Here is a 12,274-nt window from a genome sequence, read left to right on the forward strand (position 1 = left end):
GGCCCGTCCCTCAGCCCGTACGGGCCTCCTGGGGCACCACCGCCAACGGCCCCGGCGCGAAGTGCGCCAGGGTGCGGCTGGTGGAGCCGAGCACCATCCCGCGGAAACCGCCCAGGCCACGGGACCCGACCACCAGGCAGCGTGCCGCTGTGGCCTCCTCGGCCAGCTGCACCGCCGGCTGCCCGATCACGACCTTCTCCCGCACCACGACCTGCGGGTACTTCTCGCGCCACCCGGCGAGTGCCTCCGACACGTCGACGAAGGACTCCTCGACGGCCTCCGGCCAGTCGCCACGGCGCGGCCGTCGCACCTGCACCGCGAGCAGGTCCGCCTCGCTCGACGCGGCTTCCTCGAAGGCGAAGGCCACCGCCGGCGCCGATGCCGGCGAACCGTCCACGCCGACCATCACCGGGCCGAGCGGGTCGTAGCGCGCGGTGTCGCCGACGACCAGCACCACCGGGCACGGAGGGTGTCCGACGAGGGACCGGCCGACCGTGGTGAAGGTGACCGCCTCCCCCGGGCCGGACACCTGACGGGAGCCGATCACCAGCAGGACGGCGCCCTCCGCCGCCTCCCGCAGCACGGCTGGCGGATCGCCGTCCTCCAGACGCGTAGTGATCCGCAGGCCGGGAACCTGCTCTGCCGCACTGTCCTTGTGGTTCTGCAAAAGGTCCCGTCCCACGGCCCGGAAATGCGAGGCCCACACCTGATCCGGCGCGTCATGCCGATGCTTCGGCGCGGCTCCGGCGGGCCATTCCTGGGCATGCACCAGGCACAGCTCCCGGCGACGTCGGGCCGCGGCGTCCGCCGCCCAGGCCACCGCACTCGCGGCCGTCGACGAACGGGAGACCCCGACCATCACCGGCTTACGCGGATCGTTGCTGCTCATGCTTCATCCCCTTCCGGAGACGGACCGCCGGAGAGGCCCGACAGGCACCCTGTGGTTCCCAGCTTGGCGCGCGGGCCACCGACACCGATAGGGCCGGGTGGCACCGCACGGGACCCCGCTCGTCGCACGGCGCGAGCAGGACCTCGCGCCCCGCCGCGGCGGGAATTCGGACGTCGAGGTCAGCACCCTTCGCGCGGTCGCGGGACGAGTCGACGAAAGGGCCGGTCGGCTCATGGATCGAGACGCTTCAGCCCTGCCGGAGTCTCATGGCGCGGGCCGAACCTGGTGCTGGGAGACCGCCGCAGGAGGTACGTCATGGCCAGGACTCTTGAGTGGAAGGTACGGCTGCACCTCTTCGAGGAAGGAAGTACCACGAAGGCCCATGTGGTCCTCGATACCGGGACCAACACGCTCACCGGACACGGGACGGCACAGTGCAATCCGCACGACCCGAACGTGCCCGAGATCGGCGACGAACTGGCCGCCAGCCGCGCCATGAACGACCTGGCCGGACAGCTGGCGCGCACCGCGTCCGACGACCTGGAGGGCCTACGGGAGCCGCTGCGGCGCTCGGCCAAGGTGACCCCGTGACGCGGGGCTGACGTGGCGGTGACGCGGGGCTGACGTGACGCGGGGCCCGGAGCCGTTGCTCGACTACCGGCTCCTCGACCGGCTCCTCGGCCCTGGTCCGCTTTCCCGTCGCTCTGCAGGCGCAACTTCTCCGTTTGCGCTGCGGGCTCAGTTGGGCCGCGTCCCCCGAGTAACGGGGATCTTGGTGGTCTCGCCCTTCGCTGCCTCCAGCGGCACCCGGACGGTGAGGATGCCGTCGGTGTAATCCGCGGTCGCCCTGTCGCCGCGGGCCCCTGCGGGCAACCGCACCGCGCGGGCGAACGAGCCGTAATGGAACTCCGAGCTCTCCTTGGTTTCTTTGCGCTCCTCGCGCTCGGCGCGGATCGTCAGGAAATCGCCCGTGACGTCGATCTCCAGATTCTTCTCCGGTTCGATGCCCGGCAGCTCCGCCTTGACCTGGTACGCGTCCGCCTCCAGGTGCTCCTCGATGCGGATCTCATGGGTACCGAAGTGCCACGGCCCGCCGAGGATGCCACCTTCCAAGCGGTCGAACACGTCCTGCATCGAGAGGGTCCGTGCCGGGTGGCGTTGCAGTACGTTGCCCATCGTTGCTCCTCAGTCAAGACGGCCACGGGGCGGTGGAACGCTGCCCCTCGTTGTCGAGCCTGCGCCTCGGCCCTGGGCCGGCCAATGAGCCGATGGGCGCTGATCCCGGGCCGAACGGCCCACGGCGCGGCGACGAATCACGGAGGTGAGCGCTCCGTGCGTCAGTTGCCCGTCGGCCGCTCGCACTACCGTGGTGGGGTGGCCGAGCCACGTACACCGGCCGCGGTGGGGAGCGTGCCGGGGCGCGGACGGCTGCCGGACGGACGGGGTGCGCACGCAGCTGCGCGCGCGTTGTCGCACGACACGGGGCTGCGACACCTTCACGGTGCGATTGGATTGCCAGCCCACCTCTGTCAGGGGTCGTCCGGCTCTCCCTCCGGCCGACCGGCCAGAGCATCCGGCGTCGCGGGGACCGACCGGCCCTCCCGCGAAGCGCGCGCACTGCGCAGTCTGGGAGACACGATGCGCGCGTCCGTCGCGTGGGAGGCAGCCATGACACGCCCCGTGACCGTTGGAGTCGACGGCTCGCCCGCGGGCCTGGCCGCCGCTGACTGGGGTGCCCGCGAGGCGCTGCTCAGAGACCTGCCTCTGCGACTGATCCACGCCTGGGAACGGCAGCACCACTCGCACACCTCGCTTCCCGGGCCGGCGGCCCCCAGCCGCTGGTCGGAGGGCATTCCCTTGGTGGTGACCGACCGGCTGCGGCGTCGCTACCCGGGCCTCGACATCACGGCGGACCACATCATCGGCCCACCGCGCGACGTACTGTGCCGAGCCTCGAAGGGAGCCGAAGCGCTGGTGGTCGGCGCGGCCGGAGTGGGCAGGCTCGCCGGCTTCCTGCTCGGCTCGGTGAGCATGGCCACCGTCGCCCACGCCGAAGCACCCGTCGTCCTCGTGCGGACCGGGGTTTCAGAAGGACAGCCGCTTCCCGGTGCGGAACCGGGACCGCCCCCTCCAGTGGTGCTCGGATTGGATCTCAGCCGCCCTTGCGGCGAAGTAGTCGACTTTGCCTTCAAGGCCGCAAACGTGCGCGCCGCGCCCCTGGTGGTTGTGCACGGCTGGAACCCACCGCCGTATCGCCTCTATGGACTCGGCGCGGCATTGAAGTTCGGCACCGACCTCTCGGCCGAGGAACGCGCATCCGTACGCCAGGCGCTACAGCCGTGGCGGGAACGCTACCCGGGTGTGGAGGTCGTGGCTCAGGCCGTGATCGGCGAGCCCGCACACCACCTGCTCGACGCGGCAGCACATGCCGCGCTCGTCGTCATCGGACGGCACCGCCGGGCAACGCTGTCCCCGCTGCCCCACATCGGGCACACCGCGGACGCCGTCCTGCACCACTGCCCCGCCCCGGTCGCCGTCGTCCCACACAGCTGAGCATTGCAGGGCGGGCACAGGCCGCCGTGGGTGTACCCCAGTCCCAGAAGTCGCCAGTCGTGGGGGGCGATAGCGACGGGGCACGACGCGTGGTGTGTGCGGCAGGATCCCGTTCAGCGGACTGCCAAAGGCGCCTGCCTCTCTCCGTACAGGCTGCCACGGATGCCCGCCGGTGCGCGGGATGGCCGGCTCCGACGAACGGCTGCTGGGCGTCGTGATCGGAGGCCACCCGGTCCCCAGTAGAGCCACCCAGCCCATTGCCCTCAGCCGACATGCCACGGCACAACGGAAGCTACCCCGGCGGACAGTGACCGGGCTCTCCGTATCCGGAAGCTGGCACACCGTGTGCCCCGGGCCCGCCGATGACCGGCTCGACCCATCCGTAAGGAAAAGATCATGACTCCTGAGAACGGCAAAGGCGACCTGGTGCGGTGGTTCGAGGACATCACGGTGGGCGACACAGCCGTGGTCGGCGGCAAGAACGCCTCGCTCGGGGAGATGGTCCGGAACCTCGCGTCGCAGGGCGTCCGCGTCCCCGGCGGATTCGCCACCACGGCGCACGCCTACCGGGAGCTGCTGGAGGCGGCCGGCCTGCACTCGCGTATCCGCGAACAGATCGACGCCCTGCACGAGGGTGCCGATCTCGCGGAGGTGGGCAAAAAGATCCGCCGGATGTTCCGTGCCGCCGAGCTTCCGCCACCCCTGGCCGAGGCCGTCCGGAACGCCTACCGGGAGCTGGGCGCCGCCCTGCACAAGGGGAACCCGGATGTGGCGGTGCGCTCCAGCGCCACGGCCGAGGACCTGCCTGAGGCGAGTTTCGCCGGCCAGCAGGAAACGTTCTTGAACATCACCGGGGAGGCGGCACTGCTGGACGCCTGCAAGCGCTGCTACGCGTCGCTGTTCACGGACCGGGCGATCAGCTACCGCGAGCACCATGGGTTCGATCATCTCAAGGTGGCGTTGTCGATCGGAGTGCAGCAGATGGTCCGCTCCGACAAGGCCGGAGCAGGCGTGATGTTCTCACTTGACACCGACAGCGGCTTTCCCCGTGTGGTGCTGGTCAACGCGTCATGGGGCCTGGGCGAGTCGGTCGTCTCAGGCGCCGTGGACCCCGACGAGTACCAGGTCTTCAAGCCGTTGCTGGAGCGGACGGAGCTCACACCGGTCATCTCGAAGACGGTCGGCGGGAAACAGAGCAAGATCGTCTACGGTCGGTCCGGGAACGAGCCCACAGTCACCGTCGACACCAGCAGTGAGGAACGGGCGGCCCACGTCCTGGACGACCGCGAAATCCTGCAGTTGTCCCGGTGGGCCGTGGCCATCGAGAGGCACTACGGCCGCCCCATGGACATCGAGTGGGCCAAGGACGGCATCAGCGGCGATCTCCACATCGTCCAGGCCCGGCCGGAGACGGTCCAAGCCCGCAAGCGGTCCGCCACGCTGCGCTCGTACCGGCTCAATGAACACGGCACGCGGCTGATCAGCGGACTGGCCATCGGCGACGCCATCGCCGCCGGGAAGGTCTGCAACCTCCGCGATGCCGAGGAGATCGGCAGGTTCGAGACCGGTGCCGTGCTTGTCACCGGTGCCACCGATCCGGACTGGGAACCCATCATGAAACGGGCGGCCGCCATCGTCACCGACCACGGCGGGCGCACCTCACACGCCGCCATCGTCAGCCGCGAACTAGGAGTCGCCGCCGTCGTCGGCACGGGAAACGCCACCACCACACTCACCGACGGCCAACAGATCACCGTCTGCTGCGCGGAGGGCGAGGAGGGCCACGTCTATGAGGGCATCCTCGATTACGACGAGCGCGACATCGATCTGACGCGCGTCCCCGCCACAACGACCAAGGTGATGCTCAACATCGCCAACCCCTCGGCGGCTTTCCGCTGGTGGCGGCTACCGGCCGACGGGGTGGGTCTGGCCCGGATGGAGTTCATCGTCAACAACCACATCAAGATCCACCCCATGGCCCTCGTCCACTACGACGACCTCGACGACGAAGCCATCCGGCAACGGATCGCCGAACTCACCCCCGGTTACGACGACAAGGCGGAGTTCTTCGTCGACCGCCTGGCGTACGGCATCGCCCGCATCGCCGCGGCCTGGTGGCCGAAGCCGGTCATCGTCAGGATGAGCGACTTCAAGACCAACGAGTACGCCAAACTCATCGGCGGACAGGCATTCGAACCACCGGAAGAGAACCCCATGTTGGGCTGGCGGGGCGCGAGCCGCTACTACAGCGAGGGCTACCGGGCAGGATTCGGTCTTGAATGCCGCGCCCTCCACCGGGTCAGGAACGCCATAGGGTTGTCCAACACCATCGTCATGATCCCGTTCTGCCGCACCCTCCAGGAGGCCGACCGCGTCCTTGCGACCATGGCCGAACACGACCTGGTCCGCGGGCGGGACGGCCTGGAGACCTATGTGATGGCGGAAATCCCGTCCAACATCATCCTCGCCGGACAGTTCGCCGACCGCTTCGACGGCTTCTCCATCGGCAGCAACGACCTCACCCAGCTCACCCTCGGCGTCGACCGCGACTCCGAACGACTGTCGGAACTCTTCAACGAACGCGATCCTGCCGTCACCGAGAGCATCCAGACCCTGATCGACGCGGCCCACCGCGCAGGCCGCAAGGTCGGCCTGTGCGGCCAACGTCCCAGCGACGACCCGGACTTCGCCCGCATACTGGTACGCGCCGGCATCGACTCGATCTCCGTCACCCCCGACAGCTTCCTGCTCGTGAAGCACAACGTCGCCGCAGCCGAGAGCGCCCCGGAGCAGCAGAAACAGCGCGGAGCGGAAGACGCCGAAGTCCCGAGCTGATGAAGCACCGCGTTCTCACAGTGCCGAAGGCCAGGAACGCGAGGTATGCGGGCGGCACCCGGCGCCCAGCCGTCCGCGCCGAGACCGTCCTCCGTGCCGCAGTATTGGCGCGGGTCAGCGTCGGGCCAACCTGCCGGAACGGCACGCCAGGTACCGAGCAGGCGCGGACGGCTCACCGGTCCAGGGCTGACATCACGACTGGTGGTCGCGGCCCACATCGCGGACGAGTTCCAGGCCGAGGACACGGTCCAGGTAGGCGAATGCCTCGAACCTGGCGCCGTCCGGGATCTCTTGCTCCGTTGCGACATGGCGCAGCACGGTCAGGACCCCGGGAATGCCGATGTCGTCGGCGAGTGCGCTGTGGGCCCGGCAAAGGACGCCCTCGGGGATCGGCCTGGACGGCGACCGTGCCCATTCGGCTACCCGGCCACGCCAGTCGGCGAGCGTCTGTTCGGCGTCGGCCAGCATGCCGGGGGTAAGAGTGATCGGCTCATGGTGAGGTTGGCTCAACAGCGCCAGCCGGAGGGCCAGCGGGTCTGCGCTCACCCCTCCGTGAAGTCCTGGGATCGCCGTGAGGCGCTGCTGCACAGGCCCGACCTCGATCCACACGCAATGCTCGGAATCCGTTCCTTCGTTATCGGACACATGGACGTCGGCGGCCGCCAAACCGGCCGCGACGGGTGGGTTGAACTGAACCGGATTTTGTAGCGGCCCTGAAGCCAGGCATGATCGCCTCGGCAGATGGGAGAACGCAGGTCCGATGCCCGCACCACGGAAGTACCCCGACGAGCTGCGCGAGCGAGCCGTCCGCGAAGTCCAGACCTCAGGCCGTCCGGTCGCTCACGTGGCCCGTGACCTCGGTATCCACAAGGAAGCCCTGCGTGGCTGGGTCCGCCAGGCCGAGGCCGACCAGGGCAGCCGGTCCGACCTGCTGACCACGGCCGAGCGGACTGAGCTGGCCCAACTCCGCAAAGAGATAGCCGAGTTGCGACGGGCGAACGAGATCCTGAAGGCCGCCAGCGTGTTTTTCGCGAAGGAGCTCGACCAGCCCCGCACGAGGCCGACGCGGTGATCAACCACCTCCGCGACGACTTCGGGGTCGAGCCCGTATGCCGGGAACTGGACCTGTCGGTCTCGGCATACAACGCCCGCCGCAAGCGCCCGATGTCCGCCCGGCGCCAGCGCGACGCACACCTCACCGAACGCATCCGCCGTATCCACGCTGCTTCCGGCGAGACTTACGGAGCCAGACGCATCCACCGCCAGCTGGGGCGCGAGGGCATCGCCGCGGCCCGCTGCACCATCGAGCGGCTGATGCGCGAGGACGGCCTGGAAGGCGTGATCCGCGGGCAGCGGCGCCGCACCACCATCCCCGAGCCGTCCGCTCCCAGACCGCCGGACCTGGTCAACCGGCACTTCACCGCCCACCGCCCCAACCAGCTCTGGGTCGCCGACCTCACCTACATCCGCACCTGGTCGGGCTGGGTCTACGTCGCCTTCGTCCTGGACGTGTACTCGCGGATGATCGTCGGATGGCAGCTTGCCACCCACATGCGCACCGATCTTCCACTGGACGCCCTGGAGATGGCCCTGTGGCGGCGCGGGATCAAGAAGGGCTCGGGTCTCATTCATCACAGCGACCGCGGTTCGCAATACGTGTCCATCCGCTACGGCGAACGGCTCATCGAGGCCGGCGCGACCGCGTCCGTCGGCTCCGTCGCCGACAGCTATGACAACGCCATGGCCGAGGCCCTCAACGGCACCTTCAAGGCCGAACTGATCGAACACCAAGGGCCCTGGCACGACGCTGGCCAGGTCGAACGCGCTGTCGTCCAGTGGGTCGGCTGGTACAACACCGAGCGCCTTCACTCCGCCCTCGATTACCTTCCACCCGAGGAATTCGAGGCCCACTACTACCGATCCCAGGCGAACCCCAACGCCGCCTGAAAACACGCAAACCGGCCGCTACGAAACTCGGGGCAGCTCAGGTTGATGCCCAGCGCGGCCGTGGCGCGGTCGAGGGCCTTGACCTGCTCGGGTGGCAGTTCCGGTACGACCAGGTTGTGGCGCGCCTGCACCCCGGCCGTCTCCGCGGCACGGAAAAGCACATCGCCGACGAGTAGTGCGCGAAGGTCGACGGCGCCGATGACCAAGCCGGGGCATGACAGGTGGACGCACATCCGCAGCACACCCCGGCGCAGAACGGGAAGCTCGACCAGGTGGTGGGTCCGACCATCGATGACACGCAGCACGCCCATGAAGCTACTGTGGCCCAGCCCAGCGGACACCGCTGCCCCGGGACGCGTTGCTGACCTGCTCACACCAGGCACCCGGTCAGCTGAAGGGTGCGTGCCCTGGCCGGTGCGCGGTCGCAGGCTGTGTCGGTTCGCGGGCTCCTGTTGCAGTGGGTCTTCCGCTACCCGCCGGCGCCGTCCGCGGATCGAGTCGCGGCAACGGTGCAGTGGCGCGTCTGCTTTCCTCTTCAATGAATCGGGCCAGGGCGCGGGCGCTTTCCAGGAACTGGGCGGGGAAGACGATGGTCGAGTTCTTCTCCGCGGCGATCTCGGAGAGGATCTGCAGGTTCCGCAGCTGCAGGGCGACGGGGTGGGCGCTGATGACGTCAGCGGCCTCGGCGAGGCGGTCCGCGCTCAGTGCCTCTCCCTCGGCTGCGATGATCTTGGCGCGCTTCTCCCGCTCGGCCTCGGCCTGGCGTGCCATCGCGCGCTGCATGGTGGGCGGCAACTCGATGTCCTTGAGCTCCACCAGCAGGACTCCGAATTCGCGAAACAGGCGCGCACCGACCAGGCCCGGCGTCAGATGCGGGAAGCGAGCCCCCAGGCAGAGAATTTCGTCGATCAGTGGGCGGCGGGCACATGCTCGTGTTCACGTGCCGGCTGTCCGGGAAGCGGGACGGTGATGACAGGGCAGCGGGCGTAGTGGAGCACGCCCTGGCTCACCGAGCCCAGCAGCATGCCGGTGAAGCCGCCGAGCCCCCGGGTTCCCATCACCAGACCCAGTGCATGGACGGACGCCTTGGTGAGCTCTTCCACGGGATGGCCTGTGAGGACTTCGTGGTGCACTTCCACTTCGGGCCAGGACTCGGCACGGCTGGCCACGGTCTCTGACAGCAGGCGGCGGCACTCCTGCTCCGTTGCGGGCTCTTCCATTACGCCGAGCCGGTGCGGATGCCTTACGTACAGTGCTCGCAGGGCGGCGCCGTGCAGGGCTGCCTCCTGGGAAGCGACGTCGACGGCGACCGCCGAGTGCTCGCTGCCGTCGACCCCGACGACGAAATACCAGGGCTGCTGAGTGAGGTGTTCGGGTTCGGGCACCACGACCACCGGGCAACGGGCGTGCGCCATCACCGGCAGCGCGACCGAAAGCGGGCTGAACACCTCCTGGACCCGGCTCAGGTGGTAGGAGCCCAGCACCACCATGGCAGCGTCCTGAGCCTCCTCCTGCAGCACCCATGCCGGCTTCCCTTCGGCCAGCAGGCTGGAGAGCTCCACCTGCGGCTGCCGCGTTTGGGCAAAGGCCAGCGCCTCCTTGGCCACGTGCTCCCCGGCCGCATTCCCGTAGCCGCCGGCAGGCCCTGTCACAGCGTGGACCAGGTGCAAGGGCACCTGGCGCAGGGCCGCCTCGTCCGCTGCCCAGGCCAGAGCCATCCGCTTAGAGGTGTCCGGGGCGACACCGACCACGATTGGTCGGCACAGTTGTGCTGGGGTCGTCGTCATCTCCCGGCTACACCTCCACGTCTTGCCCCTCCAGCATGACTCCATCGGCATGAGGTGTCTCGACGTGCGGTGACGGCAGGACATGGTGTGAGTACGGCCGGGCGACACCGCGTTCTCAGGCTGTCACCCTGCGGCTCCACGTCCCCGCGCGACTCCTGGTGCAGCTCCACGTTGGCGCGCGGGCCACGGAGACCGGCCCGTCGGAAGCAACTCCGGTGCGGTGCGGCACCCTCGGCTTCCACGAGGAGCCTGTCGGTCCAGGGCGCTTTGACGGATCTCCGCGCTGTGATGTGTACGGGGCACGGGGCTGGTTGTGGTGCCGCAGCGCGTATCGCCCACGGCCGGTGGACGGTGGGGACGCCACTGCGGCACGTCGAGCCGAGTCGACACTGGACACCATGGCGCGCCGACCTCGGAAGCGACCCGCCCCGCCCGATCCGCCACTGATCGACCGGCTGATCACGGTCTTCACACCGGGATCGGCCTTCGACATCCAGGCCGAAGCGCCCCGACCATTCGCCCTTGTCGGCCCATCCGGCGCGGCGTCCCCAGCGTGAAGGTGAGCCTGGAGGACCACCCACCAGGGCCCTTCGGCCCTGTGACCGACTCTGTCGTCGGTGAATGGTGGTGGGAGAACGGACCAGCAACACGCTGGAGGCCAGGCCATGAGTGCACGAGGCTCGCCATCCGCATCCAGTCCGCATCCACCGCACGGGGAACTCTCCGCCAAGGGAACGAACCCGCTGAGGCGCACATCCGACCGGATCGAATCCTGGTTCCTCCGCTTTCTGATGCTCGTACTCGTCCTCGGAGTGCCGGTGGCCTCGATCAATGCGGGGCTGATGGCATACCACTCGTCGTTGCGCGCCGTGCACACCCAGTCGGCAGACCGGCGGGAGACCACCGCTTGGTTGACGACGGATGCCAAAGGAACACAGCGCAGTGCCGAAGACGCATGGCAACAGGCTCAGGTCCGCTGGACTGACAAGACCGGCAAGCAGCAGACCGGAACCACCCTCGTGCAGACTGGCACCCCCAAGGGAGCCACCATCCGGATCTGGCTGAACCAGGACGGAACCCTCGGCGACCCACCGATGACCGTGGACGGTGCGAAGGCCACCGGCTGGCTGGTGGGCAGTATGACGGCGGTCGGGGTGGCCTCCGGGCTCCTCGCCGCTCGAGCGGGCATGCGCCTGGTGCTCGACCGCAGAAGGTACGCGCAGTGGGACGCCGAGTGGGAAGCGGTGGAGCCCGGCTGGTCCGCACGCTTCCGTCGGTGACAGGTCGAAGAGCACACGGAAGCCGGCCTCCGCACCGCGTCAATCGCCGCAGGACCTGGAAGCCTCCACGCGACGCGGTTTCGTCGGCCAGGCACGCCGTCCTGCGTCTCCAGGCTCGGCCGGGGCCCAGGCTCCCCGCCACAGGCACCCGTCAAAGCTCCAAGACGCGCAACCGCGGTGTGATGTCGGAGCCAGCGCCACAGCGGTGGCTGAACCGTCAGCTGCTCCGGCATGCGTACGGGAAGCGAGCAATCCACACTGGGCCGAAGAAGTTCCTGTCGGGGCAAGCCGGGCCCAGTGGGCTCTCCCCGCGAGATCGCGAAGTCCTAGGGAGGCGGCCATGACCACAGCTCGGGAGATCATGCATGTCGGCGCCACCTGCGTTCAGGAGAGCGAGACTCTGGAGGAGGCGGCGCGGAGGATGAAGGAACTGGACGTTGGCGCCCTGCCGATCTGCGGACCGGACAACCGACTCCACGGGATCATCACGGACCGTGACATCGTGGTGAAGTGCCTTGCCAAGGGCAAGGATCCCCGGACCATGACGGCCGGTCAGCTTGAGCAAGGCAAGCCGATCACCGTTGACGCCGAAGCCGACGCCGACGAGGTCCTACAGACGATGGAAGCACACAAGATCCGACGCCTGCCGGTCACCGACAACCACCGCCTGGTCGGCATGATCAGCGAGGCAGACCTCGCGCATCGCCTGCCGAAGGACCAGGTGGGCCACTTCGTAGAGGCCGTCTGCGCGACCGCCTAACCGGTGCAGTGCCGACTTGTCAGCTTGATCAGCCGCCTGAGGGGCGAGGGAACTCCTGGCTTCGGCGGGGTGCAAGGTTGCGGTAGGACCGCCTGCCACAGGAGCCGCAGTTCCCAGGCGGCCGGATGCCAGTCCAGGTCACGAGAGAAATAGCGCCTGGGGGCCACCGGCCAAACGTTGTCCTGTCGTAGGCCGTTGATCCGGAACAGCAGCCGGATGGCAC

General features: G+C 68.8%; 12 protein-coding genes. 6 read left to right on the top strand and 6 right to left on the bottom strand.

Annotated features, from left to right (window positions below; all coding sequences use genetic code 11):
* Positions 1-10: 10 nt before the first annotated feature.
* A complete protein-coding gene (locus JNO44_RS04615) occupies positions 11-889 on the bottom strand; it encodes a universal stress protein (RefSeq protein WP_205361641.1) in 879 nt (292 codons plus the stop codon).
* A gap of 315 nt (positions 890-1,204) precedes the next feature.
* Between JNO44_RS04615 and JNO44_RS04620 the strand changes: the two genes are divergently transcribed.
* Complete coding sequence (locus JNO44_RS04620) at positions 1,205-1,480, top strand: DUF1876 domain-containing protein (protein ID WP_205361649.1); 276 nt, start codon at positions 1,205-1,207, stop codon at positions 1,478-1,480.
* A gap of 147 nt (positions 1,481-1,627) precedes the next feature.
* Here the strand turns inward: JNO44_RS04620 and JNO44_RS04625 are convergent, their stop codons facing one another.
* Positions 1,628-2,065 carry an Hsp20/alpha crystallin family protein gene (locus JNO44_RS04625; protein WP_205361650.1) on the bottom strand — a complete coding sequence of 146 codons (438 nt, stop codon included), beginning with the start codon at positions 2,063-2,065 and terminating at the stop codon, positions 1,628-1,630.
* Positions 2,066-2,557: 492 nt separating this feature from the next.
* Here JNO44_RS04625 and JNO44_RS04630 point away from each other — a divergent pair, with 492 nt between their 5' ends.
* Both JNO44_RS04630 and ppsA read left to right on the top strand, forming a co-directional pair.
* A complete protein-coding gene (locus tag JNO44_RS04630) occupies positions 2,558-3,442 on the top strand; it encodes a universal stress protein (RefSeq protein ID WP_205361652.1) in 885 nt (294 codons plus the stop codon).
* Positions 3,443-3,838: 396 nt separating this feature from the next.
* Positions 3,839-6,277 (top strand): phosphoenolpyruvate synthase, encoded by a 2,439-nt coding sequence (gene ppsA, locus JNO44_RS04635; protein WP_205361654.1) that lies wholly within the window; start codon positions 3,839-3,841, stop codon positions 6,275-6,277.
* A gap of 192 nt (positions 6,278-6,469) precedes the next feature.
* On the opposite strand, the gene JNO44_RS04640 is transcribed toward ppsA, so the two are convergent.
* Complete coding sequence (locus JNO44_RS04640) at positions 6,470-6,823, bottom strand: hypothetical protein (protein WP_205361656.1); 354 nt, start codon at positions 6,821-6,823, stop codon at positions 6,470-6,472.
* Between the two features lie 214 nt (positions 6,824-7,037).
* Between JNO44_RS04640 and JNO44_RS04645 the strand changes: the two genes are divergently transcribed.
* Positions 7,038-8,224 (top strand): IS3 family transposase gene (locus tag JNO44_RS04645; protein WP_420882600.1). Its coding sequence is split into 2 segments (ribosomal slippage): positions 7,038-7,311 and positions 7,311-8,224, totalling 1,188 coding nucleotides; the frame shifts between segments, so codons are not numbered across the junction.
* Here the strand turns inward: JNO44_RS04645 and JNO44_RS04650 are convergent.
* The 3 genes from JNO44_RS04650 to JNO44_RS04660 form a co-directional block, all read right to left on the bottom strand.
* Positions 8,191-8,535: a hypothetical protein gene (locus JNO44_RS04650; RefSeq protein WP_205361658.1), complete on the bottom strand. Its 345-nt coding sequence runs from the start codon at positions 8,533-8,535 to the stop codon at positions 8,191-8,193. The two genes, JNO44_RS04645 and JNO44_RS04650, sit on opposite strands and share 34 nt — an antisense overlap.
* A gap of 76 nt (positions 8,536-8,611) precedes the next feature.
* Positions 8,612-9,040: an SPFH domain-containing protein gene (locus JNO44_RS04655; protein WP_205361660.1), complete on the bottom strand. Its 429-nt coding sequence runs from the start codon at positions 9,038-9,040 to the stop codon at positions 8,612-8,614.
* A gap of 92 nt (positions 9,041-9,132) precedes the next feature.
* Positions 9,133-10,011 (bottom strand): universal stress protein, encoded by an 879-nt coding sequence (locus JNO44_RS04660; protein ID WP_205361662.1) that lies wholly within the window; start codon positions 10,009-10,011, stop codon positions 9,133-9,135.
* Positions 10,012-10,676: 665 nt separating this feature from the next.
* Here JNO44_RS04660 and JNO44_RS04665 point away from each other — a divergent pair.
* Together JNO44_RS04665 and JNO44_RS04670 are read left to right on the top strand one after the other, a co-directional pair.
* The gene (locus JNO44_RS04665) at positions 10,677-11,291 is read left to right on the top strand and encodes an Rv1733c family protein (RefSeq protein ID WP_205361664.1); all 615 of its coding nucleotides are present in this window, start codon (positions 10,677-10,679) and stop codon (positions 11,289-11,291) included.
* Between the two features lie 340 nt (positions 11,292-11,631).
* A complete protein-coding gene (locus tag JNO44_RS04670; protein WP_205361666.1) occupies positions 11,632-12,051 on the top strand; it encodes a CBS domain-containing protein in 420 nt (139 codons plus the stop codon).
* Positions 12,052-12,274: the final 223 nt, after the last annotated feature.

Origin of the sequence: Streptomyces noursei (genome assembly GCF_016917755.1) — a bacterium.
GTDB lineage: Bacteria > Actinomycetota > Actinomycetes > Streptomycetales > Streptomycetaceae > Streptomyces > Streptomyces yunnanensis.

What these genes read in the sequence shown, in the direction of transcription:
- JNO44_RS04660 (WP_205361662.1), bottom strand. Translation starts at nt 10,011, where the DNA reads ATGACGACGACCCCAGCACAACTGTGCCGACCAATCGTGGTCGGTGTC.
- JNO44_RS04650 (WP_205361658.1), bottom strand. Translation starts at nt 8,535, where the DNA reads ATGGGCGTGCTGCGTGTCATCGATGGTCGGACCCACCACCTGGTCGAG.
- JNO44_RS04625 (WP_205361650.1), bottom strand. Translation starts at nt 2,065, where the DNA reads ATGGGCAACGTACTGCAACGCCACCCGGCACGGACCCTCTCGATGCAG.
- JNO44_RS04665 (WP_205361664.1), top strand. Translation starts at nt 10,677, where the DNA reads ATGAGTGCACGAGGCTCGCCATCCGCATCCAGTCCGCATCCACCGCAC.
- JNO44_RS04615 (WP_205361641.1), bottom strand. Translation starts at nt 889, where the DNA reads ATGAGCAGCAACGATCCGCGTAAGCCGGTGATGGTCGGGGTCTCCCGT.
- JNO44_RS04670 (WP_205361666.1), top strand. Translation starts at nt 11,632, where the DNA reads ATGACCACAGCTCGGGAGATCATGCATGTCGGCGCCACCTGCGTTCAG.
- JNO44_RS04620 (WP_205361649.1), top strand. Translation starts at nt 1,205, where the DNA reads ATGGCCAGGACTCTTGAGTGGAAGGTACGGCTGCACCTCTTCGAGGAA.
- ppsA (WP_205361654.1), top strand. Translation starts at nt 3,839, where the DNA reads ATGACTCCTGAGAACGGCAAAGGCGACCTGGTGCGGTGGTTCGAGGAC.
- JNO44_RS04630 (WP_205361652.1), top strand. Translation starts at nt 2,558, where the DNA reads ATGACACGCCCCGTGACCGTTGGAGTCGACGGCTCGCCCGCGGGCCTG.